This is a genomic window from Streptomyces sediminimaris, assembly GCF_047049295.1.
Lineage (GTDB): Bacteria > Actinomycetota > Actinomycetes > Streptomycetales > Streptomycetaceae > Streptomyces > Streptomyces sediminimaris.
Genome location: NZ_JBJWOT010000002.1, coordinates 180,739 through 203,676, shown reverse-complemented (window position 1 = coordinate 203,676; position 22,938 = coordinate 180,739). Strand labels below are relative to the sequence as shown.

General features: G+C 72.2%; 21 protein-coding genes and 1 pseudogene. 12 read left to right on the top strand and 10 right to left on the bottom strand.

The window, feature by feature from the left end; all coding sequences use genetic code 11:
• Positions 1-215: 215 nt before the first annotated feature.
• The 4 genes and pseudogenes from ACJ9NR_RS38875 to ACJ9NR_RS41720 form a co-directional block, all read left to right on the top strand.
• On the top strand, positions 216-1,556 hold the full coding sequence (locus tag ACJ9NR_RS38875; protein WP_412494487.1) for a jacalin-like lectin: 1,341 nt from the start codon (positions 216-218) through the stop codon (positions 1,554-1,556).
• Between the two features lie 133 nt (positions 1,557-1,689).
• Positions 1,690-1,863 carry a hypothetical protein gene (locus tag ACJ9NR_RS38870; RefSeq protein WP_412494488.1) on the top strand — a complete coding sequence of 58 codons (174 nt, stop codon included), beginning with the start codon at positions 1,690-1,692 and terminating at the stop codon, positions 1,861-1,863.
• A 363-nt stretch (positions 1,864-2,226) separates the two neighbouring features.
• Complete coding sequence (locus ACJ9NR_RS38865) at positions 2,227-2,553, top strand: hypothetical protein (protein WP_412494489.1); 327 nt, start codon at positions 2,227-2,229, stop codon at positions 2,551-2,553.
• Positions 2,554-2,639: 86 nt separating this feature from the next.
• A pseudogene (locus ACJ9NR_RS41720) lies at positions 2,640-2,753 on the top strand (ATP-binding protein); the annotation flags it as partial.
• On the opposite strand, the gene ACJ9NR_RS38860 reads toward ACJ9NR_RS41720, so the two are convergent.
• Positions 2,711-3,199 (bottom strand): nucleotidyltransferase domain-containing protein, encoded by a 489-nt coding sequence (locus tag ACJ9NR_RS38860; RefSeq protein ID WP_412494490.1) that lies wholly within the window; start codon positions 3,197-3,199, stop codon positions 2,711-2,713. The pseudogene ACJ9NR_RS41720 and the gene ACJ9NR_RS38860 sit on opposite strands and share 43 nt — an antisense overlap.
• Before the next feature lie 350 nt (positions 3,200-3,549).
• Here ACJ9NR_RS38860 and ACJ9NR_RS38855 point away from each other — a divergent pair, with 350 nt between their 5' ends.
• The 4 genes from ACJ9NR_RS38855 to ACJ9NR_RS38840 all read left to right on the top strand — a co-directional run bounded on the left by ACJ9NR_RS38855 (position 3,550) and on the right by ACJ9NR_RS38840 (position 8,628).
• Complete coding sequence (locus tag ACJ9NR_RS38855) at positions 3,550-4,434, top strand: aminoglycoside phosphotransferase family protein (protein ID WP_412494491.1); 885 nt, start codon at positions 3,550-3,552, stop codon at positions 4,432-4,434.
• 583 nt (positions 4,435-5,017) lie between these two features.
• Positions 5,018-5,953 carry a polyprenyl synthetase family protein gene (locus tag ACJ9NR_RS38850; protein WP_412494492.1) on the top strand — a complete coding sequence of 312 codons (936 nt, stop codon included), beginning with the start codon at positions 5,018-5,020 and terminating at the stop codon, positions 5,951-5,953.
• 159 nt (positions 5,954-6,112) lie between these two features.
• Positions 6,113-7,585 carry a cytochrome P450 gene (locus ACJ9NR_RS38845; RefSeq protein WP_412494493.1) on the top strand — a complete coding sequence of 491 codons (1,473 nt, stop codon included), beginning with the start codon at positions 6,113-6,115 and terminating at the stop codon, positions 7,583-7,585.
• A gap of 32 nt (positions 7,586-7,617) precedes the next feature.
• Positions 7,618-8,628, top strand: coding sequence for a terpene synthase family protein (locus tag ACJ9NR_RS38840; RefSeq protein WP_412494494.1), 1,011 nt, complete (start codon positions 7,618-7,620; stop codon positions 8,626-8,628).
• 91 nt (positions 8,629-8,719) lie between these two features.
• On the opposite strand, the gene ACJ9NR_RS38835 is transcribed toward ACJ9NR_RS38840, so the two are convergent.
• The 4 genes from ACJ9NR_RS38835 to ACJ9NR_RS38820 form a co-directional block, all read right to left on the bottom strand.
• A complete protein-coding gene (locus ACJ9NR_RS38835; RefSeq protein ID WP_412494495.1) occupies positions 8,720-9,775 on the bottom strand; it encodes an NAD(P)/FAD-dependent oxidoreductase in 1,056 nt (351 codons plus the stop codon).
• Between the two features lie 59 nt (positions 9,776-9,834).
• Positions 9,835-10,323: an isoprenylcysteine carboxyl methyltransferase family protein gene (locus ACJ9NR_RS38830; protein WP_412494580.1), complete on the bottom strand. Its 489-nt coding sequence runs from the start codon at positions 10,321-10,323 to the stop codon at positions 9,835-9,837.
• 91 nt (positions 10,324-10,414) lie between these two features.
• A complete protein-coding gene (locus ACJ9NR_RS38825) occupies positions 10,415-12,157 on the bottom strand; it encodes an FAD-dependent monooxygenase (RefSeq protein ID WP_412494496.1) in 1,743 nt (580 codons plus the stop codon).
• A 187-nt stretch (positions 12,158-12,344) separates the two neighbouring features.
• Positions 12,345-13,883, bottom strand: a complete 1,539-nt coding sequence (locus tag ACJ9NR_RS38820; protein ID WP_412494497.1) for an MFS transporter — start codon at positions 13,881-13,883, stop codon at positions 12,345-12,347.
• A gap of 378 nt (positions 13,884-14,261) precedes the next feature.
• On the opposite strand from ACJ9NR_RS38820, the gene ACJ9NR_RS38815 reads away from it, so the two are divergent.
• Genes ACJ9NR_RS38815 through ACJ9NR_RS38800 form a run of 4 tightly spaced genes read left to right on the top strand, consistent with a single transcriptional unit; the run spans position 14,262 to position 17,910 of the window.
• Positions 14,262-15,269 carry an acyl-ACP desaturase gene (locus tag ACJ9NR_RS38815; protein ID WP_412494498.1) on the top strand — a complete coding sequence of 336 codons (1,008 nt, stop codon included), beginning with the start codon at positions 14,262-14,264 and terminating at the stop codon, positions 15,267-15,269.
• A complete protein-coding gene (locus tag ACJ9NR_RS38810; protein ID WP_412494499.1) occupies positions 15,266-15,532 on the top strand; it encodes an acyl carrier protein in 267 nt (88 codons plus the stop codon). The genes ACJ9NR_RS38815 and ACJ9NR_RS38810 overlap by 4 nt, the downstream gene beginning before the upstream one ends.
• Positions 15,522-16,745: a beta-ketoacyl-[acyl-carrier-protein] synthase family protein gene (locus tag ACJ9NR_RS38805; RefSeq protein ID WP_412494500.1), complete on the top strand. Its 1,224-nt coding sequence runs from the start codon at positions 15,522-15,524 to the stop codon at positions 16,743-16,745. The genes ACJ9NR_RS38810 and ACJ9NR_RS38805 overlap by 11 nt, the downstream gene beginning before the upstream one ends.
• Before the next feature lie 55 nt (positions 16,746-16,800).
• On the top strand, positions 16,801-17,910 hold the full coding sequence (locus ACJ9NR_RS38800; protein WP_412494501.1) for a type III polyketide synthase: 1,110 nt from the start codon (positions 16,801-16,803) through the stop codon (positions 17,908-17,910).
• Positions 17,911-18,384: 474 nt separating this feature from the next.
• Here ACJ9NR_RS38800 and ACJ9NR_RS38795 read toward each other — a convergent pair whose 3' ends face one another.
• From ACJ9NR_RS38795 to ACJ9NR_RS38775, 5 genes are all read right to left on the bottom strand, one after another.
• Entirely contained in the window at positions 18,385-18,774 is a 390-nt protein-coding gene (locus ACJ9NR_RS38795; protein WP_412494502.1) for a hypothetical protein, read from the bottom strand.
• Between the two features lie 435 nt (positions 18,775-19,209).
• Positions 19,210-19,704 (bottom strand): hypothetical protein, encoded by a 495-nt coding sequence (locus ACJ9NR_RS38790; protein ID WP_412494503.1) that lies wholly within the window; start codon positions 19,702-19,704, stop codon positions 19,210-19,212.
• Between the two features lie 252 nt (positions 19,705-19,956).
• Complete coding sequence (locus ACJ9NR_RS38785; protein ID WP_412494504.1) at positions 19,957-20,094, bottom strand: hypothetical protein; 138 nt, start codon at positions 20,092-20,094, stop codon at positions 19,957-19,959.
• A complete protein-coding gene (mhpA, locus tag ACJ9NR_RS38780) occupies positions 20,091-21,761 on the bottom strand; it encodes a bifunctional 3-(3-hydroxy-phenyl)propionate/3-hydroxycinnamic acid hydroxylase MhpA (protein WP_412494505.1) in 1,671 nt (556 codons plus the stop codon). Before mhpA ends, ACJ9NR_RS38785 begins: the two co-directional genes overlap by 4 nt.
• Positions 21,758-22,909, bottom strand: a complete 1,152-nt coding sequence (locus ACJ9NR_RS38775; RefSeq protein ID WP_412494506.1) for a VOC family protein — start codon at positions 22,907-22,909, stop codon at positions 21,758-21,760. The genes mhpA and ACJ9NR_RS38775 overlap by 4 nt, the downstream gene beginning before the upstream one ends.
• Between the last annotated feature and the right edge of the window lie 29 nt (positions 22,910-22,938).

The window sequence follows — 22,938 nt, the reverse complement described above, 5'->3', positions numbered from 1 at the left end:
CACGTCCTCGGTGCTCGGGTCAGGGCGGGTCGGACGGCGGTGCTGCTGACGGTTCATGAAGGCACGAGGCCGAAGCGGGATCCCGAACCGCCCACGTTCGGCGAGTGGATTTCTTTGAATGCGCGCCCACCTCTCGACAAGCCTGGGGTAACCAGCGGTAACTTCTGCCCTGTTCCCGGCACAACCGCTTTCTCTCCCCCAGGAGACACATCCCCATGCGCAGATTCTTCGCCTGCCTGGCCGCGGCTGCAGCCGCCCTCGGCGGGCTCACCGCAGCCGCCCCCTCCGCGGCCGCAGCGGACTCCGGCTCCTTCAGCGTCCTCAGCTACAACGTGGCGGGCCTGCCGGCAGCCGTCAACAGCGCGCCGACGCCGCGCGAGTCCAGCACCACCGCCATCGGCCAGCGCATCGCCCCATACGACATCGTCCACGTCGAGGAGGACTTCAACTACCACGCGTACCTCTACGCCGCCGACACCGCGCACGCCTACCGCACCCCCACCAGCGGCGGCGCCGGTATCGGCAGCGGCCTCAACACCCTGTCCAAAGTCCCCTACGACACCGACGACTTCGAGCGCGTCCACTGGAACTCCTGCCAGGTCGACTCGGGCGACTGCCTCACCCCCAAGGGCTTCACCTTCATGCGTGAGCGGCTGGCCGAGGGGGTCTACGTCGACTTCTACAACCTGCACACCAACGCGGGCACCAACGACGGCGACGAGGCCTCCCGCGCCGACAACCTCAACCAGCTCACCGCCTTCATCAAGGCCCACTCGGCGGGCAACGCCGTCGTGGTCATGGGCGACACCAACACCCGCTACACCCGTGCCGCCGACACCATCGGTGAATTCGCCTCCGCCAACGGCCTCACGGACGCCTGGGTGCAGCTGATACGTGGCGGCATCCCGCCCGCCAAGGGCAGCGACGCGCTGGTCTGCGACCAGTCCGGGGCCACCGTGCCCAACACCTGCGAGGTCGTCGACAAGGTCCTCTACCGCGGCAGCAAGCTCGTCTCCCTGAACGCGACGTCGTACAACAACGAGCACGCCAAGTTCCTCACCGACGCGGGGCTGATGCTCTCCGACCACGACCCGATCACCGTCGGCTTCACCTGGTCGCGCAACTCCGCCTTCCAGCTCAGCGACCAGTTCGGCGGCCCGCACGGCGACTACTACAACGACATCGACAGCGTCCCGGCCGGTGCCCGCGCCACCACCATCGGCCTGCGCTCCGGTTCCCGCGTCGACCAGATGAGCCTCACCCTGGCCAACGGGACGACCCTCGCCCACGGCGGGACCGGCGGCACCGCGGCCTCGCTCACCCTCGGCAGCGGCGAGTACGTCACCTCGGCCCGGCTCTGCCAGGACCAGTACAACGGCCACACGCGGATCTTCTACGCCAAGTACACGACCAGCCTCGGCCGCACCCTGGCCGGCGGCACCACGACCTCCGACTGCGTGACCCGCACCGCTCCGAGCGGCTGGCAGATCGCGGGATTCCACGGACGCTCCGGAGACGCGGTCGACAAGATCGGCTTCATCTACACACGCCGCTGACCAGGTCGCCCCGGGGCATCCGACCTGGCACCCCGGGGCGCACCGGAAGCACCCCGTCAGCCGGTACATCCACGTCTGATACGCCACCGACCTGGGCACCCTCACCGGCTGCCACCGGCTGAAGCCACACGACATGAACACGCGCTGCCGGGCATCCGGGGCGTTCTGGGACCCGGGGCGGGGCAAGTACGCGACCATCTGCTCCGCCGTCGACGACAACGGCCACAACGTCATCATGGTCAACTGCACGACCGGCTTCCTCTCCGCGTCCGCCCCCAAGCGTTCTTCGACAGCGGCTACGACGTGATCGACGGCGACATGGCCGTGGGCGTGAACGGCGTCAACCACCTCTGCTTCAGGAAGGACCAGACACCGGTCGGGGCGAGGTCCAGCTCCCTCTCCCCGGCAGTTCCACGGAGTTCACCGCCGACGTCGCCCACGGCGGCACCGAGGCCCCGACCCTCGTCAACTCCCCGGCGTCCGGCACCTGGTACCTGTGCGGGTCCGGCAACCCTGGGGCCGGGGCCTTCGCCCGAGACCCGCCGGCACCGGCCGCTCCGCACGACCCGTCACTGCGCCGCCGCTGAACGTCCTGGCGCGCCCTGTCCCAGCCTCTGGAAACGCTCAAGTCGCTTGGCAATCAGGGTCAGCGGCCACCAACCTGATCCGCATGGGAATCCTGGGACCGTCCAAAGACGCTACCGTCGTACTGCGCGACGCGGATGTGATCGCCGCCGCCCTGCGCCGGGCGTTGGCCGACGCCTCGCCCACGGAGCGCGCGGGTCTGGAACGCGCCGTCGCGATCGCCGAGTCCACCGCCGCCGCCACCGGGTCCGAGGTACGCGCGCACTGGGTCCGCTTCCGGCTGGCCGCCGTCGGCTTCACCGGGGATCTCGCGTCGGTAGCGGCTGTGAAGGCACTGCGTCAGGCGGAGCCGGGACTGAGCCTGGTGGCGGCGGTGCAACTGCAGAAGGAAGCCGTAGCGCACCCGGAGTGATCACTACTCACCGTTCAGCGCCGACGAGTCGGCGGTTTCCGTCCCCCCGTTGCCGTTCTCGCGGCTCCACAAAATCCCCTCTCCCCCCGGTCGTCGCCGAGTCCCTGCTGGACCGGCTGATCAACGCCAGTCGCCAGGTCATCATGAACGGCCCCAGCTACCCGCCCACCATGCGGCCCAAGGGCCCCACCGATAAGCCGCCGGTCAGTCGGCAGGCGGCGAGAAGGTCGGCAAGGATGCCTGCCGGGTCGTGCAACGCCCGGGCACCGTCGGTGACGACACGATGCGTCCCATGATCGACGGGATCTGTCTTTGCCCAGGCCGGAGAGCCGATGCCCAGCTCGACTTCCAGGCCGGAGGCCGTGGAACAGCGTCGTTCTGTGATCGGTCCCCACGGCTGGGTGCGGATCGGTTCGCCCAGGCCGAGTTCCACGGCCCAGGCATCCTCACGGAGATACAGGGACTCGTCCGTGGTGAGCAGGACGATGTCGATGTCGGAGTCCGGTCGCGCGGCGTTGCGGGCGCACGATCCCACCAAGAGCAGGCCGACGATGTCTTCGCGGCCTCTCGCCCAGCATGTGATCCGCTCGATGGCCTCGTTGATCTCAGTGACCCGCTCCGGCGACAGTGCGGGCGAAAGTTTCACTGACCGATCGTCGCGATGCACCTCGAATGTCCCTCACCGCATAGCCGGCACCGACATCGGACAGCTTCTCAGGCCGACGCCGCGACAGCCAGCGAGTACCTGCAGTTCGGAGCGGGGTTCATCCGGCGCCTGCCCCAGGAGGAAATCCTCCGCAGGACCAGCAAACCGTGGTTCTTCAAGGAACTGGGCGAGACCGCACGAGACATCGAATCAGCCATCAGCGCCGTCTCTGAGCCCGGGATCACGCGAGAGGTGACGTGAGGAAGCCGCCCGGGAGGCCAGGGGCCTGCCGGGAAGCCCGGCAAAAATCGATGTCCCCCCGCTGGCCGCCTCGTTAGGGTCTCGGACCGATGATGCACGAGAATGAGATTCCGACTGACAGCGTGCTGGTGCGGCGGCTACTCACACACCAATTCCCGCAATGGGCGGATCTGCCCATCAGCCCGGTGGACTCCGCAGGCACCGAGAACGCGATCTACCGGCTGGGCGACGAGCTTGCGGTCCGGTTGCCCCGGATGGAGAGTGCTGTCGGCCAAGTGGAGTTCGAGCGGGACTGGCTGCCACGGCTGGCCCCCTTCCTCCCCACCGCCGTGCCCGAGCCGATCGCCGTGGGACAACCGGGACACGGATACCCCTTTCCGTGGGCGATCGGCCGTTGGATCGACGGCTCGCACCCCACCCCCAAGCCGGATGAGCTCCCCAACGGCCACGGGCTCGCCAGAGACCTCGGCGAGTTCGTCACGGCGATACGCACGGCCGACACCACGGGGGCCCGCCCGGGCTACCGGAGCGTGCCCCTGCGCACCCGCGACGCCTCCGTACAGGAGTGGACCGCCAAGGCGGCGGACGACATCGACGCCCCCGCTCTCCTGTCCGCCTGGGAACAAGCCCTCGACCAGCCGGAATGGGACGGGCCACCCAAGTGGACACACGGCGATCTCATCCCCGGCAACATCCTCGTCAACGACGGTCGGCTCCGAGCGGTGATCGACTTCGGCACGGCGGGCGTGGGCGACCCCGCCTGCGATGCCATCGCCGCCTGGACGCTGTTCAGTGCGGAGACCCGGCAAACCTTCCGCGCGGCGGCAGGATTCGACGACGCGGCCTGGGCCCGGGGACGAGGATGGGCACTCACCTTCGTCAGCGGGATCGACTACTACCGCCACACCAACCCCGCCATGGCCGAGCTGGGACGCCGCGCCGTCACCGAGGTCCTCGCAGAACTGGCCGGATGAACCACGCATCTGCAGCGAAGGACACGGAGACGTGGTCAAGGTATGCGTCTCCCCAACGAAATACCCGGACTTGCGCGAGACAACGCTACCCAGGTGTCTCAACTAAACCCGGGCATCGCAGGTCAGGAGCCTGAACTGCCCGGGCTCATCTGAGACAGGACAGCTGCCCGCCCGCGGCCGCCCCGGCGCGGGCAGCGCATCGTCACGCCTGGCCGGTACCACCGTCATCGCCCAAGTCACAGCGGACCGGCTCGGCGGATTTTCCATATCGCTTGTCGCCGGCCGTGCCCGTTCGGCGACCCTCAAGTGAAACGGCGCCACAGACGACCTCTCCTTGCTCTGCTGTCAGGTACACCGACGCCCCGGCCTCGCCGGCGCGCCGCCTGTGCATCCTGTGCGCTGGTGAGTCATGGCGTCGGCCGGGCAACCCTGCATCAGGGACGCGCGACACGGTGACGGGATGAGGATGCACAGGAGCGAGTTGGTCGCCAAAGCGGGCGCCGGGACGTCACCGTCCGGAAGGCCGAGCGTCAGTGGGCGGGACGGAGGGCACGCCGCAGTCAGGCAGGCGCTTGGCCGCCTGGTGGAATCCTTGCCGGACGGTGTTCGTCCGGTAGCCGAATACCACTTGGCCGTCGGGAAGCCGGGGGAGCATCACGCTTCCGGCGGCGGCAAGGCGACCCGGGCGGTACTGGTGCTGACGTGCGCGCGCTTGGTCGGCGGACACGAAGACGCGGCGGTGCCGGGAGCGGTTGCGGTGGAGCTGGTGCACGGCTTCTCCCTGCTGCACGACGACATCATGGACCGCGACCGATTGCGAAGGCACCGACCGGCTGCCTGGGTGGAGTTCGGTGTTCCGGCGGCTCTGTTGACCGGTGATGCCTTGCTGGCGCAGGCGGTGCGGGTGGTGGAGGCGACCGGTTCGCACCGGGCCGTTTCGGTGCTCGTGGAGGCACTGGACGGCCTGATGCGCGGGCAGAGCATGGACCTGGCCTTCGAGCGGCATGCCGATGTGACGCTCGGGGAGTACCGGTCGATGGCCGAGGGAAAGACCGGAGCGCTGCTCGGTGCCGCCTGTGGGCTGGGAGCCGTCCTGGGCGGAGCACAGGAGGCGGCGGTGTCCGCTCTGCAGCGCTTCGGGCGATGCGCGGGGATCGGCTTCCAGTGCGTCGACGATCTTCTGGGACTGTGGGGCGATCCGCAGCGGACGGGGAAACCGGTCGGCGGGGACGTCACCGGCGGGAAGAAGACCTACCCCCTGCTGGCGGCACTGGGTGCCGAAGGAGCAGCCGGTGACCGCGTGCGGCACCTGTACGCCCGCCCCGAAAGCTGGTCGCCGGAACGGGTCGCCGAGTTGCTGCGGGCCATCGAGGACGCAGGCGGCCGGGCAGCCGCCGAACGGGAAGCGGCAGCACAGGTCCGCCAGGCGCTGCACCACCTCGATGAGGCCTCTCTGCCCGAACCCGCGCGAAGGGAGCTGGCCTCCCTCACCCACGACATGATCCACCGCTTGCGCTGACACCGCCGGCATGCCCTGACCGCTCACTTCGGCCCCAGCCCCTCGCCGGGGCGCCACCCGGCCAACGCCCCTGCCCCATCCGCCATTCGACACGAGACCGCCCATGCCCCAAGACCGCCCATGCCCCATTCGCCATTCGACGCGAGACGAGGATCACCCATGACCGAGCAGGAAGGAACCGCGCAGGGCGGCACCCCCCGGGCCGATGACCGGGCGGCCCCCTCAGGCACCGCCCCGTACCCGGCCGGGTACCGGTCGCATGCTTCCGTGTACCGCGAGAAGCGCACGGAGCAGTCCGGCGATCACGTGTTCTGCTCAGGGACCGCTGCGGGAGCCGCGCCGCTGATCGGCCATCTGCCACAGCTGGTGACCGATCCGTGGACGTTTCTGACCTCCCTGCCGGCGTACGGCGATCTGGTCACGGTACGGATCGGCCCGAGCCGGCTGCACATGGTCTGTGACCCCGGACTGCTGCACCAAGTCCTGGTGGACGACCGGACGTTCGACAAAGGCGGTCCGCTCTTCGACAAGGCCCGCGAAGTCCTGGGGGACGGTCTGCCCGCCTGCCCCCACGCCCGGCATCGCCGACTGCGTCGTCTGGTCCAGCCCGCGTTCCATCCGGGCCGCATGCCCGGTTATGCCAGGCTGATGAGCGAGCAGATCGCTCACGTGATGGACCACTGGCGAGACGATCAGCCCGTCGACGCGCTGGCCGTCGCGCACGAGATCGCGACCGGCATCGCCACGTCGACCATGTTCTCCACCCAGCTCGACGCCGTCACCATGGCCGAGACACGGCGGTGCGTGCAGATCGCCATGGCGGGAATCTACCGGAGGCTGCTCACCCCCGGCCTCCTGGAGCGGCTGCCGACGCCGGCCAACCGGTCCTACGACCGGGCCCGCGCCCAGCTGCACCGCACCGTCGACCGGATCGTCGACCGGGCAGGCAACGGCCGTGGCGGGTACGAAGACCTGCTGACCATCCTCATCGACGCGGGTTCGGCCGGCCCGGACGGGCTGACGCGCCGGGAAATGACCGACCAGGTCGTCTCTTTCTTCGTCAGCGGCATCACCAGCGTGGCCAGCGCTCTGGCCTGGGCCCTGCACCTGGTCACCGAGCAGCGGGAGATCGCGGAAGGACTGTACGCGGAGGCGGACGCCGTAGTGGGCGGGCGCGTCGCCGCGTACGAGGACCTGCCGCGCCTGGATCTGACGCGCCGTTTCCTCACCGAGACGGTCCGTCTGTATCCGCCCGGGTGGATCTTCACCCGGCGCGTCTCCAGCGACACCCGCCTGGCGGGCCGGTTGCTGCCGGCCGGCAGCGTGCTGGCTTACAGCCCCTACGTCCTGCACCGCCGCCCCGACCTCTTCCCTCGTCCCGAACGGTTCGACCCCGGCCGCTGGCTGCCCGATCGCGCCACGGCCGTCCCGCAACACGCCTACGTCCCTTTCGGCGCCGGCCCGCGCAAGTGCATCGGCGAGGCGTTCACGCTCACCCAGGCCACCCTCGCGCTGGCCTCCATCACCTCTCGCTGGAAGCTGAGTTCTGCCGGTGGACACGCAGTCAGGCCCGCCTTGCGCGCCACCCTCGTCCCGCGACGCCTGCACCTGCGGCTGCACCGGCGCCACTGACCACCCGCCGCTACGAAGGAGTGGACCCGCCGATGACGCACCCCCCTGGCGCCCTGAGGCCCCGCCTGGAATCCCGCCACCCTCTGCGGTGCAGCGCCCACTACAGCCGAGACCTCGCCGACCGGGTGGACGAGTGGTTCCTGTCCTGGGATCTGCTCCGCGACGAAAGCCAGCGACGCGTCTTCCGGCGTACCGACCACACCTACCTGGCCGCGGTGTGCTGGCCGCGCTGCGACGCCGGCATCCTGTACGACCTCGCGCGCCTCGCCGCGGCCCTGATGGCCCGCGACCACGAGATCGACACCGCCCCGGCCGACACCGCCATATCCATGGCACGCGCCTTCCTCACCGAGGTCAGGGCCCGTTACGACCTCGACGGCGTGCGGGGCACCGACCCCCGCTGGGCTCCCGTCTTCACCGAACTCTGGCACAGCCTCTCCACCCGCCGCTCCCCACGCTTCATGGACCGTCTCGCAACCGCCCTCACCGACTTCCTCACCGGCTGCCTGTCCTACCGCCGGCGCGGCCCGGCCACCCCCCGAGGGGCCCGCGCGGGGGGCGAACTGGACGGCTACCTCAGCACCCGCCGACTGACCGTCGCCCAGCGCATCGACCACCTCCTCATCGAGGCCGGCCTGGGCATCGAGCTGGACGACGACGTACTGGCCGACCCCCTCATGGGCCGGCTGCTCCACCTCGACGTGGACCGCACGATCCTCATCCAGGACACGCTCTCGGCGCCGCGCGAGCTGGCCGACGGCGAAAGCGAGAACCTCGTCGCCGTCCTGGCCACCGACCACGGCTGCTCCGCGCAGCGCGCTCTCCACGAGGCGATGGCCCTGTACGACGGCCTCACCGACGCCTACGAGCAGGCGCACGCCGCCCTGCTCGATTCCCCGACCGGCCGCGACCCGAACGTGCGCGCCTTCGCCGGTGCGCTCAACGACTTCAGCGCCGGGCTGATCGAGTGGACAAGCCACTCCGTGCGCTACACGCGGGCCGAGAAGAGCATCTGGAACCAGCCGGACGAAATCATCGACTGACCGCCGTTGACGGCGGCCTGGCCGCGACCGGTGCTTCACCGCCGCCGACCGCCCCTCCGCAGGCCGCTCCCCTACGGGCGGAGACCGGCTGTCAGCGGGCCAGCTGGTTGACGACCCCGGTGAAGAGGGCGGGGACCGCCCGGCACGCCGGGACCAGAAGGGCCCTCGGGGCCGGGCGGGTGGTGGCGCGCACGAGGCCCTGGGTGAGCAGGCGGTAGCGGCGGGTGGTGCGGTGCCACTGCCGTTCGTAGCGGTGCGGAGCGCCGGACAGCAGCGCGTCGACGGCGGTCTGGGCCTGGGCGAGGGCCAGGCTGATGCCTTCTCCGGTCAGGGCGTCCTCGTATCCGGCGGAGTCACCCACGAGCAGGACCCGGCCCACGACCCGGCGCTCGGGCCGCTGCGGCATCGGTCCGGCTCCTCGCACCGACGAGGCCGCGGCAGCCTCGGCCAGACGGCGACGCAGGGCGGGGAAACCGGAGAGCAGGGCCTCGTAGGTGTGCTGTGCCGCCGCCGCGGGCGCCCGTTCAGGGCGGTACAGCACCGCGACACCGACCTGGTCGGCCGCGACGGGGGTGACATACGCCTCCGCATGCGGCCCCCAGGTCACCTCCACAGCCGATGTCCACGGCCGGACGTACCAGTGCCGGCGGACACCGAAGCGGCGCAGGCCGCCGTGGTGGGCCTGCACACCGAGGTGGCGGCGCAGCGGCGAGTGCAGGCCGTCCGCCGCGACGAGCCACCGTACGCGCAGTCCACCCGCGGTCACTGAGACGGCGTCCTGCTCAAGGGTGGTGATGCGACGGTGCAGCAGCTGCGCTCCCGCGGCCTTGGCGGCGGCGGCCAGGACCTCCTGCAGTTCGGTGCGGCGCAGGCCCAGCCCACTGCCCCGCAGGAACGGCGCGTGGGCGCGGCGGCCGGACAGGTCCAGGTAGTCGATGCCCGTGAGCGCGGCTCCCTCGGGCCGGACGCCGAGCGCACGCAGCCGCTCCACACCGGCGGGCATGATGCCTTCCCCGCACGCCTTGTCCACGGGGCCGGTGCGCTGCTCGCACACCGCCACCGTCAGTCCGGCGCGTGCCGCGTGGAGGGCCGAGGCCAGCCCGGCCGGACCGCCGCCCACGACCAGTACGTCGGCGTCGTACGCCACTTGCGGTCTCCTCGTCGTCAAGGACGGTGGTGCACCGGCCGGTCCGCCCGGCCCGCGCGTCAGGTGGCCAGTGCCAGTGCCCTGTTCTCCACCCGCAGCCGCACGGCCATCAGCGCCGCGTTGGCGGAGGTGAACAACAGGGCGGTCACCCAGGCGCCGTAGACCAGGGGCAGCGCGATGCCCTCGGTGAACACGACGGCGTAGTTCGGGTGGCGCAGCCATCGGTAGGGGCCCCGGCCGACCAGCGGCAGGCCGGGCACGATGATGACGCGGGTGTTCCACTGAGGGCCGAGGCAGTGGACGCACCACCAGCGTCCGGCGTTCGCCAGGACCACGCCGGCCAGCGCCGGCCAGCCCAGCGCGGAGACGAACTCGCGGTGCCCGAGGGCGACTTCGGCCGGGATCCCGGCGATGAGCGCGACGTGGAGGGCGACCATCACCGGGTAGTGTCCACGCCCGTACTCCACGCCTCCGCGGTCGGCGGCCCAGCGTGCGTGGCGGCGGGCCACGACGAGCTCGAGCATCCGCTCACCGACGACGGCCGCCATGAGGATGGCCAGTCCCGCGGGCAGGGCGGTGGTCCCCGGATGAGTCACGGCAGGCTTCCCTTCCTGTTCCACTGCGTGTGTTCGGCGCGGGTCACGGATCTCCCGCCCCCGCGTCGGCGGTCGCAAGCGACGGTTGCCGGGCGAGAATGCTCGTCACCGCCTCGGTCAGTGCCCGGGATGCGTCGCCGGGATCGGCGCTGCACCGCATGGCCACGTGGTTGTCGGGACGGACGAGTACGCAACCGGTCGGCCCGACCTCGTAGAGGTCCTGCCAGTGGCCCGGTTCGTCCTCCCTCCAGGGGCATCCGCGGCCGATGCGCACGGTGAGCAGGTCCAGACCGTGACGCCGGTTCACCTCGGCGGCGGCCACCTCCCAGACCCGCCCCTGCGGGCCGGTCAGCACGGCGAAGCGGTCGGCGGTGACGTCATGCAGGGCGATCTGCTCCCCCGCCGTGTCCCGCAGCCACAGGTGAGGCGCGCGGGCGCCGGGGTGCGCGGTGGGACGGTAGACGGAGACGGTGGACCGGGGCAGCGGGCTGCCGTCGTCCACGATCGCCGCGGAGTCGTAGACGTGGCCGAAGGTCTGTCCGGTGAACAGGAACTGCTCCCGCTGCGCCGGGATGCCGGCGACGATACGAGCGCGCAGGGCGGCGCCCTCCGGGCTGTCCGCGTCCTCCACCTCGCGCAGCGAGTCGGGGTCGGCGAGCATCGTCCCGGTCAGCGCCATGCGTTCGGCGTTGGCCATGCTCTGCAGGGCGTTGGCCAGCGCGACCGGGCGCCGTTCCGCCTCGTAGCTGTCGAGCAGTGCCTGGCCGGCCGTGCCGCGCAGCACGTGGACGAGTTTCCAGACGAGGTTGTGGGCGTCCTGGATGCCGGTGTTCATGCCGAAGCCGCCGTTGGGCGGGAAGCGGTGGGCGGCGTCACCGGCGAGCAGGACACGGCCGGCGCGGAAGCGGTCCGCGAGCGCGATCTCGATCCGCCACGGGCAGACCTCCCGTACTCGCACGTCCAACTCGGGTGCGCCCACCGCGGCCCGCACGATGTGGGCACAGCGCTCGGGAGTGAAGTACTCCGGCGGCCGGTGGGCGGGGTCGTGGCCGAAGAGGTACGTCCAGCGGCTGTGCCCGTCGAGGGCGACCAGGGCGCCCTGGGTGTCGGCGTTCACGACACACCAGAGCAGGAAGGGCCGCTGCCGCTGGTACGGCGTGAGGTCGGCGGTGAAGTGCACGCCGATCATGTGGCCCGACGACCTCAACCGGGGCGCGGGGATGCCCACCTGAGAGCGCACCGTGCTGCCCGCTCCGTCCGCGCCGATCAGGAACCGGGAACGCAGGGAGCGGAGGCAGCCGTCCTCCGCCGACCGGGCGGTAGCGGTGACACCGGTGGTGTCCTGCTCGACGCCCAGCACTTCGGTGCCGTATCCGACCGTCACACCGGGGTGGGCCTCGACGGCCCGCAGCAGCAGGGGTTCCAGCACGTCCTGCGGACAGGAGCGCAGGATCTCGCTGGACTGGGTCAGCATCGCCTCCAGCACCGCCGGATCGTCGTCGGCCATGATGCGGCCCAGCTCCCGGCCGGCCATACGGGTCACGAACCCCACACCCAGACCGAGCTCGGGTGGCAGCGCGGCCTCGCTCACCGGGAGGGCCAGGCCCCACTGCCGGAACAGTTCCATGGTGCGCGCGTTGAGGATGTGCGCCTTGGGGTGCCGGGCCGGCCCGGGATGCCGCGCCACCACGTGTGTCCGCACTCCCGCCCGGCCCAGCAGGAGCGCCGCCGTCAGACCGGTCGGTCCGGCGCCGACGACGAGGACGTCGGACTCTGGCGTTGTCATCAGGAGGTCTCCCCCGTCTCCGCGGGCTGCGACGCCCGCATGTCCGACTGCGTGGGCCGCACCGTAGAGGGCGGCCGTTTTCTCCACCAAATCGCCTTTCACCCGAAAAGGTGCCAGGGTGAAGCCGCGCGCGGCTGGTGGCCCGACGCCGTACCCGGGGGCCCGGACCGGTCGTGCCGGTGGCGCGCTATTCGGGGCGCGGAGACCTCTTCGGGACACGCACGAGGCAGCAGACCGCGACGGCCAGGACGACCGCGACCGTGCTGAGCGCGGCGGACATGCCGGCCATGAACGCGCCCTTGACCGCTGAGGCGAGCACCGCGCCCTCGGGGCCGGCGCGCTCGGCGACGTAGAGGCCGCCGGCCGGGGAGTCGCGTACGGCGTCCGCGGCGACTGCCGGCAGCCGCGAGACGTCGGGCAGCGCCGAGCGGTAGTGGCTGCCGAACACCGACCCCATCAGAGCGACGCCGACGGCCGCCCCGACTTCGCGGGTGACGTCGTTCATCGCGGACGCCACGCCCTGCTGGTCCCGGGAGAGGGAACCGGTGATCGCCGACGCGCCGACGGCGCCCGTCGTGCCGATCCCGAAGCCGGCCAGGACGAGGCCGCCGAGGAAGGCGAGATATCCGGACCCGGCGTCGAGCCGGGACAGCGCCACCAGTCCGGAGCCGAGCAGCAGCAGCCCGCTGATCATGACCGTCCGCACGCCGAGACGGTCCACCAGGTGAGGGGTCGTCTGCGAGGTGGGGACGACGACCAGCGCGACCGGCACCAGCGCGAGCGCGGACTTCAGCGGGCTGTAGCCGAGGATGAGCTGGAGATACTGCAGGCCGACGAAGTAGAAGCCGAACACCGCCATGAACTGCACGGCGATGGTCACCGCCCCGGCCCTGAAGCCCGGGATCCGGAACAGCCGGGGATCCAGTAGGGGATGTGCGGTGCGCAGTCCCAGCAGGACCTGTGCGACGGCGGCCAGTACCGCCACGGCCAGCCCCGCGACCACGCGGGCACGGCCCCAGCCGCCGTCATTGCCCTCGATCAGCGCATACACCAGAGCCCCCGGCGCCAGAGCGGTGCACACCGCGCCCGCGATGTCGAACCGGCGCCGGTGCGCGTCCTTCGTCTCCGGGGCCAGCAGCAGGGCCGCGGCAGCCGCGCCCAGAGCGGCAGCGGCCCCGGCGACGAAGATCGCCCGCCAGCTGAACCACTCCAGTAGCGCTCCCGAGACCAGCATCCCCACGACGACCCCCGCCGCCGCGCACCCGGACCAGACGGCCACACCTTTCGGCCTCTGGTCCGGGGGAAGGACGGCCGTGATCGTCGACAGGGTGCCCGGCATGATCATCGCCGCTCCGAAGCCCATCACCGCGCGCCAGGCGATCAGCGCGGTCGTACCGGAGGCATCGGAGGCGGCCAGGGCCGCCGCCCCGAACACGACCGCACCGGCCACGAGCACCGCACGGCGGCCCAGGCGGTCGCCGAGGGCCCCCATCGGAAGGACGAGGCCGGACAGCGCCACCGCGTAGCCGTCGACGATCCACGTCAGCGACGTGGTCGACGCGGACAGGTCGACGGCCAGTTCGGGCAGGGCCAGGTTGAGGGCGGACATGGATGCGGTGACCAACGCCAGTGCCAGACACATGGCCGACAGCACCCCGCCCGGCCGTACGCTGCCCGGACCCCGGCCCTCGTGTTCCGCGGCCCGTGAGCCGGTCGTCGCGGTCATCGGCGGGCCGCTCCCGCCCGGAGCGTGGCAGACGGCACGGGCGAAGGGACGGCCGACGGCCCGGAGCACAGGAGAGCTGAGGTGATCACCCGGCAAGAACTAGCGGCTGCTCACCGCGGCACAGGGACCCTCCCACGAACGCGGCACGTCGGCAGGCGCGTGTTGACAAGCCCGTACGGGCCGGCCGCCGCGCCCGGACGACCGGCACCGACCCGCAGCCCACCGGGCCAGGACGTAGCCCCACGGAGTGATCACCGACGCGTTCCGTCCTCGTCCGTCCATCGTCCGAGTGGAAGATCGTGCCCCGGCCCGTTCGGGCGCGTTCACAGCTCAGCGCCCGGACATGACGGACACGGGCCGGAGGAGAGGGAACAGAGGATGGCCGAGGCCACTGCAGACGCGGCACGTGTCCTGCGGGAGCCGGCGCCGTCGGTGCCACGGCTGCCGGACCGGCATCCGGCCGCGGCCCCTGACTGGCTCCCGCACCCGTACGTGCCGTGGTGCCCGGCACAGGACTTCGACGGCCCGCCGCACGGCACGGCCTGGGCTCCGGAGCAGTCGGCGCCGCCCCGGGCCGCGCGGAACGCGCCGGTCGTCGACCTGCTCACCGAGGACGCCCTGCCCAGCCACCACCTCGAGATCGCCAGCCGCTTCGGCCGCGACGGCACCCGGGGCACCTGGGTGCACCGGCGGACAGCCGCAGAGGACCGCCACGCCTCGGCCCTGCGCTCCTGTGTCCACGCCCGCCGCGCGGTGGACCCCGTCACGCTGGAGGAGCTGCGGAAGCGGCACGTCGCCACCGGCCACCGGACGGGTCCGCCGGCCCTCCTTCACCCGCCGGCACACGTCACCGCCCAGGCAACCACCCAGGAACCGGCGACCCGGCAGGCGCACCGCAACGCCGGGGCCGCCTGCGCGGACCCAGAAGGCGGGCAGTTGACGGCACGGATCGCGCCGGACGAGAACCCGCACATGCTCTTCCGCCGGGCGCTGGTCGCCGACACGCTCGTACTGTCCCCCCGACGCGGCCCTGACCGCCCTGGCGGACGTCTGGACGCCTGGAGATGCCCGGCGCGGCGATCCCCGGCTTCCGGATGCGTGCGGCGCGCATCGCGGCGTCCGGCATCTCCGACCTCAACGTCCGCCTCGAGTACGCGGGTTCCGCCACTGCGCGCGCTGAAGGTGACGTCCCTGCCCGGCCCCGGACCGGCCGGCGGCCGGGCGCGGAACCGGCTCGCCGCCCACCTGGACGGGCTCGCCGTGCGGGCGACCCGAGCCCGGGAATCGTCCGAGCGCATGAACGCCGGCCGCACACCCACGGCCGGGGCGGGAACAGGAGGCACAGACATGACCCACGCGGCACACGTGCGGGAGACACAGCCATGACCGCCGCGGCACGGAACGCCCTGCCCGAGCAGCTCGTGGCCCTGCTGACCGAACACCTCGGCATCAAGGCGCACCCCGGTGACCTCACGCCGGCGACCACCTTCGCGAGCCTCGACATGGACTCGCTGGACCTGATGGAGCTGGTGGTCGCGGCGGAGGAGGAGTTCGGGACCGTGCTCCCCGAGGACGCCCTGGATCTCGCCCCGACCTCGACCCTCGCCGACGCGGCCCGTGCCTTCGCACACGCACGCCATGGGCGCTGACATCGCCGTCACCGGTCTCGGCCTGATCACCCCGGCGGGCCACACACCGGAGGAGAACTGGGCGGTACTGTGCCGGGGGCGTTCGGCAGCCGCCCGTGATCCCGAACTCGCCGGGCTGCCCGTCGACTTCTCCTGCCCGGTCACCGGGTTCGACCCGGCGGCGGAGCTGGGCCGGCCGCTGGCACGGCGCACGGACCGGTTCATCCAGTTCGCCCTGGTCGCCGCTCGCCGGGCCGTCACCGACGCGGGCCTCGGCGTCGACGGCGGGCTGGGCGAACGGACCGGTGTCGTCCTCGGTGTCAGCTCCAACTCCATGAGCACCTATGTCACCGAGTTCGGCCACCTCGGCGCGGACCGGCCGGAGCGGGTCTCGCCGCTCGCGCTGCCGCGCAGCGTGCCCAGCATGGCCGCCGGCGAGATCGCCATCGACCTGGGCGCGCGCGGCCCCAACCTCGTCACCGCCACCGCCTGTGCCTCGGGCGCCACCGCGCTGGGTGTGGCACGCGACCTCCTGCGCTCCGGCACCTGCGACATCGTGCTCGCGGGAGGCAGCGAGTCGGCCCGGTCCCGGATGGCCGCCACCTGCTTCACCCGGATGCGCGCGCTGTCCCGGCGCCGGGAGGAGCCCGAACTGGCCAGCCGGCCCTTCGACGCGCGCCGCGACGGCTTCGTCCTCGGCGAGGGTGCCGCCGTGCTCGTCCTGGAACGGGCCGCGGACGCCCGCGCCCGCCGCGCCCGGGTGCTGGCCGTGCTGCGCGGCTACGGCGCCGGCGCCGACGCCCACCACCCCGTGGCGCCGCACCCGCACGGTGACGGCGCCGCACGGGCCATCAGGGCCGCACTGCGGGACGCGGACTGCTGCCTCGCCGACATCGGGCATGTCAACGCGCACGGCACCGGCACTCCGCTCAACGACACGGCGGAAGCCGCCGCCCTGACCCGGGTCTTCGGCGACGACGTGCCGCCGGTCACCGCCGCCAAGGGCGTGATCGGGCATGCGCTGGGAGCGGCCGGGGCGATCCAGGCGGCGTACACCGTCCTCGCCCTGCGGCACGGCGCCGTGCCGCCGGTCGCCAACTTCGAGGGGCAGGACGGTCACCACAAGCTCGACATCGTGGCCGGACGGCCGCGCCCGGTGTCCCCGGGGGCGGGGCTCAGCTCCTCCTTCGGCTTCGGCGGGCAGAACGCGGTCCTGCTGTTCACCTCCGGATAGGCCACCCAACAGCCGGCGCCCCCACACACAGACAGCAGAAAGGCGGACGGACCGAGTGCCGACAGGTCAGACCACGGCAGGCCACGCAGACCGGGGGCCGGCCACGCCCGCACCGCGGGTGACGGCGATCCGCACGGCCGTACCGCCGTACCGGTTCGAGCAGGAGGAGATCATGGCCGCCCTGGCGGGCACGACGCTGGGGAAGTCCGAGACCGGCAGGCTGATGCTGCAACGGATCCAGTCCAACGCCGGTGTGCGCACACGCCACTTCGCCCGTCCCCTAACGGAACTCCGCACGCTCACCGACTTCACCGACGCCAACCGGGTGTGGCTGGAGACCGCGCTGGAACTGGGCGAGCGGGTGCTCACCGACGCGCTGGACGCGGCCGGCCTACGACCGGAGGACGTCGACGCCGTGATCAGCACCACGGTCACGGGGCTGGCGGTGCCCTCACTCGAAGCACGGCTCGCGCACCGGATCGGCCTGCGCCCGGACATCCGGCGCATCCCTCTGTTCGGCAACGGCTGCGCGGGCGGCGCCGCGGGACTCGCCCGGCTGCGCGACTACCTGCTCGCGCACCCGGACCACACCGCGGTCCTGCTCTCGGTCGAACTGTGCTCACTGGCCTACCAGACGACCGACACGTCGATGGCCAACATCGTCGCCGGCAGCCTCTTCGGAGACGGCGCGGCGGCCGTCGTGGCCACCGGAGCCCTGCGAAACGAGCAGAGCGGGCCGGAACTCGTGGACACCCACAGTCACCTCGTGCCCGGCACGGAGGACGTCCTCGGCTGGGACATCGGCTCGCACGGACTGCGGATCCTGCTCTCCCCGGAGGTGCCGGCTCTCGCAGAGGAACATCTGCCGAAGTCCGTGTACGACCTGCTCGGCCGGCACGCGCTGACCCCCCGCCAGATCGCCACCTGGATCGTCCACGGCGGCGGACCGAAGGTCCTCACCGCCGTCGAACGCGCCTTCGACCTTCCGGCGCAGGCCCTCGACGCGACCAGGCAGTCCCTCGCCGACCACGGCAACCTCTCCTCCGCCTCGGTCCTGCACGTCCTGCACACGGCCATGAAGAGCCCCCCTCCCCCAGCAGCGCCCGGCCTCATCGCCGCCATGGGACCGGGATTCGCCATCGACCTCGTCCTGACCCGCTGGTGAGCGACAAGCGTCCCCGGTCAGGCCGCGCGGAGACGCCCTTGACGAGACCCGTCCACACCGCCGCCCCGGCCACCGGCACGGGACCACCGGCCGCCTTTCCGTCCCCGACGAGGATCACGCCCGCCCGGGAACTCGGAACTCACCGAGATCACGCCATCGTGGTCCGGCCGGCCGGCAGGGTGCTCACGGCCGCGGCCCGAGCGCGCGATGCCATCGGACTGGAACCGGACCGACCACGTCCGGCGGCCATCACCAGCGCGTCGACGAGGAGGAGGAGGAAACCCGGCCTGTTCGATTGGCCGCCGGTGGCTGCCCGGAGAAGCCGCCCGGCCCCCTGACGGGCCCCGGGCGGCCAGGACCTCCCCATCAGACCTCCGGGACGCGAGAGGACGTACGGACCACGCGGCCGGCGGCACCGTGCTCCTCCCCCGGGCAGGCGAAGACCACCGGTGGCCTGGCGGACCTGCCCTCAGCTCACCACCAGCCGCCGCAGCCACTCGAGTCGCAGGCCCGCATGTAGACGCCGTAGGCCCCCTTGTACGTGTACTGCTTCCCGAACTTCATCTTCTTCTGCTCGCGCCGGCCCGACTCCCACTTGACGAGCATCTGGGCCCACACCCCGTCCTCGCTCTTCCACCAGCGGAACTTGCCGTTGTAGCCGCCGTGCCCGTCGCACTTCCAGTTCTTCTCCACACCGATGTTCCGGCCCTTGGGTGACCACAGTTCGCCCACACCGTGGCCCGACTTGCACGCCGCCGCCGTGGTGTCGGCAGCCGCCGCGTGGGCCACCGGGCCGGCGAGCACGCCGAGAGTGAGGGTGGTGATACCGGCGAGGACGCCGAAGCGCGTGCCGATCGTCCGCATGTCACTACTCCGATCCTGAGTGAGGAAGGCGATTCACGTCCGCCGGCGGCCCTGCCACCGAGCGGACACCACGAGGATGCGGGGCGGGCGCGGACACCGGCGACATTCGCCCCGCAATTGACGGCACGACGGGACGGGACATCATCCGACCAGCGCAGACGTCGCTCGCGACGACGCGGTCGAGGGAAAGCTCCGGGGCCGGGCGCCGCCGGGCCACCGCCCGGTGGTGGCTGGTGGCCCGCGATCGACGCGCTCCGGGCGGCCTGCCCGGTCATCCCCGTCGCCGGCGGGCATCCTGCCGAAACGGCGAGTGAAGGAGCATGACTCGTCTTCCCGGCTGCCCGCCGGCGGTGACGGTCACCGCAAGCGCCCTCCTCGCCACGGAAGTTCCGGCGCGGGCGGCACCGCGTTCGCCGCCGGTCGACGCCATCCGGCTCAGTGGCCCATGGCCCGGCAGGGCAGCGCACGCACTGCCAGCGTCGTGCACAACGCGGCCATGGGCAGCTCCGCGCCCAGGGCCGTCACGACGGCCGTGCTGAACTCGGGGCCCGGCGCCGAGGTCACCACGTCGAACCAGGCGTCGACGACGAGCAGGGCCGCCGTGGCCGTGGCCGTGGCCGTCAGAGTGCACCGCGGATCCCGGTCCAGCAGCAGACGGCCGGTGGCGGCCAGACCGAGCGCCTCCAGGGCGTCGAGTCCCACCCAGGCCGTGGACCAGTGTCCGACCTGGGTGTTGTCCGGCAGGGTCCGCGCCAGGAGGACGAGCCATGGCCCCATGGCGGCACCGCAGCCGATGAGCGCCGGACCGAGGTGCCGGGAGCGGAAGCCGAGCAGGCCGCGCCGCGGCGCGGGCAGGGCAGCGGCCACCTCGGGCGGGCGGGCTTTCACCGGCGGGCGGCCTGCCGGGTCTTGCGTGTGCGATGCGTGCATGACGTTCCCACCCCGTTCGCCGTGCCTGATCGCCGCCGGTCGGCGGCCTGTTCTCCAGCCTGGCCGCCGGGACCGCGACGGTCAGTAACGGCCGGGTCCGGGTTGGGGGTGGTGCCTGCTTCACCGTCGGTCCTGCAGACGCATGGCCCAAGCACGGCCGGCGAGTGCCGGGACCGGCACACCTCGAGGTGGTCGTCGAAGGGGCGCCGACCCACGTTTCGCCGTACTCGCCGTTTTGAAGATGGCGCAGGGTCAGATGGTGAGGGTCTCCTGTTCGACGCCGGTCTGGACGGCGGCACAGACGCCCCGGTCTCCGGTGGGGACCGAGTGATCCCGCGCGATGCGGGCTCGGCCGCCGTCACCGTGGTTCCGGGACATCAGGTACTTCACATACTCACTGTCGGAGTGCTCCGCGCTGCGTGGCCGCTGCTGCACAGCCGGGATGCCCAGGCCGCCGAGGTGGCCGCGAGGTCGTCTCCGCACGCGGTGCCGGGGCGGCGGGGCCGGGCCGCGGTGGCGACGACGACGCGGTCGGGGCGGAGCAGGACGGCGCCCGCGGTGCCCATCCAGCGGACCAGGGCCCTGGTGCCTGGATCGGCTCCGGCGTGGTGCTCGGCGCTGCCCGTGCCGGGCGGTTGCCGCCGCGGGCCGTGCAGGTGGATGACACGAGCCTCAAGTGCTCGTACCAGCGCGTGCAGGGCCGGGCTGAGGGGCGCGGTGGCCAGCACCGCGAAGCCCTCACCGAGCAGGTTGTCCAGCAGGCGCGGGGTGCCGTCGGCGTCGCAGAGCGACGGTTGGGGGCACAGCGTCCCGGGGCGCGGGTGGCCCCGGCGGCGGGAGCCGACCAGGGGGCCCGGTCTCAGCGGCGGGCTGACGGCGGACAGTACGAGACCGGGGGCGCCCGGCAGGTGGGAGAGAGCCGGCAGTACGGCGTTCCGGGCCAGTGCGGTGCCCGCTCCTCCGCCGGTCATCACGGCGCCGACCCCCACAGCGGTGCGGATCAATTGCCGTGCGGGGCGGTGGCGTTCGGCCTGGTAGGTGTCGAGCAGGGCCTCGCTCGCGCGGCCGGTGAGGACGCGGGCGAGTTTCCAGGCGAGGTTGTGGGCGTCGCGCATGCCCGCCCCCATGCCCTGCCCGATGAAGGGCGGGGTGAGGTGGGCGGCGTCACCGAGCAGGAAGACGCGTCCGTCGCGCCAGCGGTCGGCGATCTGGGCGCGGAAGGTGTAGGAGGCGGTGCGCAGGACGTGCAGTTCGTCCTCGGGGATGCCCGGTGTCCAGGGGGCGATCAGCGCGAGCAGACGCTCGCGGTCGGTGAGCTCCTCCGGTTTCTCGCCGGTGCGCAGGCGGAACTCCCAGCGGTAGCGGTCCTCGCCGACGCGCATGTAGGTGGCCGCCCGTCGCGGGTCGCAGATCTGGTGGACGCCGTCCCAGACGGGCAAGGGCAGAGGGCAGCGGATGTCGGCGACCAGCCACTGCTGCGAGGCGGCGAGGTCCTGCATCCGGGAGCCGACGGAGGTACGGACCAGGCTGTTGGCACCGTCGCATCCCAGGACGGCATCGGCCAGGATCGTGTGGGAGACACCGGTGTCCACCTCCCGGTAGGTCAACGGCACCGGAGCGCCGCCGTGCGGGGGCAAGGTCACGGCAGTGACCTCGGCGCCTCCGCGCAGCGTCACCAGCGGGTGGTGCCGGAGGTTGTCCCGCATCAGTCGCTCGAGTTCGGGCTGGTCGAACATGTTGGCTTCCGGAAAGCCGTACCGGCCGCACGGCTTGTCACGGCAGAACTCGGCCAGCACCCGGTGGGAGCCGTCCAGCAGACGCATGCCGCGGGCCGGACGGGAGATCGCGCCGAAGGCGTCCTGCAGGCCCATGGCCTGCAGGATGCGGTGGACCTCGTCGTCCAGGTGGACGGCGCGCGGCAGCGGATACGGGCCGCGGTGGCGCTCCAGGACCAGGGCGGGCACGCCGTGGCGGGCGAGGAGGGTGGCGGCGGTCAGCCCGGTGGGCCCGGCGCCGATCACCACGACGGGTACATGCTCGGGGGCGGTGGCGGTCACGTGGTCAGCGCTTTCATCAGGCCCAGCAGCCGGGCACGGTCGAGTTCGTTGTCCTCGCGCAGCGCGGAGATCGCCTGCAGGAGCAACCCCGGCGAAGGGGTGGTGCCGAGGAAGTCCCGGGTGGCGGGCGGGCCCCACTGGGCCAGGCCGGAGGCGGACATGACGGCCCAGCCGGGTTCCAGCGTGTTGTCGAAGACGTCGCCGTCGGCGTAGTGCTCCAGCATGAGGCGGTCGGGGTCGCGCCAGTAGTCGAAGATCTGGCTGCCCTGGATGTGCCGGCCGATGCCCCAGGAGTGGTGGTAGCCGCGCTCGCGCAGGTACTCGCCGCCGGCGGCGAGCGCGTCGAGGTCGGCGACCTGGTAGGCGGAGTGGACATAGCCGGTGTCGGGGCCCAGGTGCAGGGCCAGGGTGTGGTGGTCGGCGGGTTCGCTGCCGCGGTCGCAGCGGATGAAGGCCATGGTGGGGCCGCGGTCGCGCCGGCCGTCCAGGTAGAGGAAGTCGCTGACGATCAGTCCGAGGTGCTGCAGGTACCAGTCGAGGGCGCGCCGGAAGACCCGGGTGGAGAGCACCACGTGGCCCAGGCGCTGCACCTGGGAGGGTTCGCGGGGCGGGCGCTGGGTGGCGTTGACGCGGGCGGCCGCGGTGGTGGTGCCGGTGTTGAGGACCAGGGGCCGCCGCAGCGATCGCGCGGGCTGCTCGGTGACGCCGTGCACGACGCGGACCGGGATGCCGGAAGGGTCGAGCAGGTCCACGACGCGGCCTCCGCCGTATTCGGTGAGGGGCCGTACCGTGTGGCCGGTGGCACGGGCGAGCCGGTCGAGGTCGGCGGCGTCGGCGGCCTGGAATGCGGGGCCGATGAACCGGGAAGCGGGACCTCGGCGGATCACCAGGCAGTGCGGTCCGGCCATGGCACCCCGTAGATAGAGGGTGTCCGCGGTACGCGCAGCGGTGGTGAAGCCGAAGTCGTGGGCGAAGGTCTCGGCCCGGTCCAGGTCGGGCTTGGTGAACTCCAGCCAGGCCAGGCCGGCCGCCTTGATGACGGGCTGGGCCGCGCGGCCGGGGTGCTCTGCGCGCAGGGCGCCCTGCTCGCTGTGCAGGCCCTGATGGGCGTCGGCAGCAGGGGCGGTGGTGGGTGTCGGGTCGTTCACGGGGGATTCCTTCCTGTGGCCTCCACGAC

What these genes read in the sequence shown, in the direction of transcription:
- ACJ9NR_RS38875 (WP_412494487.1), top strand. Translation starts at nt 216, where the DNA reads ATGCGCAGATTCTTCGCCTGCCTGGCCGCGGCTGCAGCCGCCCTCGGC.
- ACJ9NR_RS38870 (WP_412494488.1), top strand. Translation starts at nt 1,690, where the DNA reads ATGAACACGCGCTGCCGGGCATCCGGGGCGTTCTGGGACCCGGGGCGG.
- ACJ9NR_RS38865 (WP_412494489.1), top strand. Translation starts at nt 2,227, where the DNA reads ATGGGAATCCTGGGACCGTCCAAAGACGCTACCGTCGTACTGCGCGAC.
- ACJ9NR_RS38855 (WP_412494491.1), top strand. Translation starts at nt 3,550, where the DNA reads ATGATGCACGAGAATGAGATTCCGACTGACAGCGTGCTGGTGCGGCGG.
- ACJ9NR_RS38845 (WP_412494493.1), top strand. Translation starts at nt 6,113, where the DNA reads ATGACCGAGCAGGAAGGAACCGCGCAGGGCGGCACCCCCCGGGCCGAT.
- ACJ9NR_RS38840 (WP_412494494.1), top strand. Translation starts at nt 7,618, where the DNA reads ATGACGCACCCCCCTGGCGCCCTGAGGCCCCGCCTGGAATCCCGCCAC.
- ACJ9NR_RS38830 (WP_412494580.1), bottom strand. Translation starts at nt 10,323, where the DNA reads ATGGCGGCCGTCGTCGGTGAGCGGATGCTCGAGCTCGTCGTGGCCCGC.
- ACJ9NR_RS38825 (WP_412494496.1), bottom strand. Translation starts at nt 12,157, where the DNA reads ATGACAACGCCAGAGTCCGACGTCCTCGTCGTCGGCGCCGGACCGACC.
- ACJ9NR_RS38820 (WP_412494497.1), bottom strand. Translation starts at nt 13,883, where the DNA reads ATGACCGCGACGACCGGCTCACGGGCCGCGGAACACGAGGGCCGGGGT.
- ACJ9NR_RS38815 (WP_412494498.1), top strand. Translation starts at nt 14,262, where the DNA reads ATGGCCGAGGCCACTGCAGACGCGGCACGTGTCCTGCGGGAGCCGGCG.
- ACJ9NR_RS38810 (WP_412494499.1), top strand. Translation starts at nt 15,266, where the DNA reads ATGACCGCCGCGGCACGGAACGCCCTGCCCGAGCAGCTCGTGGCCCTG.
- ACJ9NR_RS38805 (WP_412494500.1), top strand. Translation starts at nt 15,522, where the DNA reads ATGGGCGCTGACATCGCCGTCACCGGTCTCGGCCTGATCACCCCGGCG.
- ACJ9NR_RS38795 (WP_412494502.1), bottom strand. Translation starts at nt 18,774, where the DNA reads ATGCGGACGATCGGCACGCGCTTCGGCGTCCTCGCCGGTATCACCACC.
- ACJ9NR_RS38790 (WP_412494503.1), bottom strand. Translation starts at nt 19,704, where the DNA reads ATGCACGCATCGCACACGCAAGACCCGGCAGGCCGCCCGCCGGTGAAA.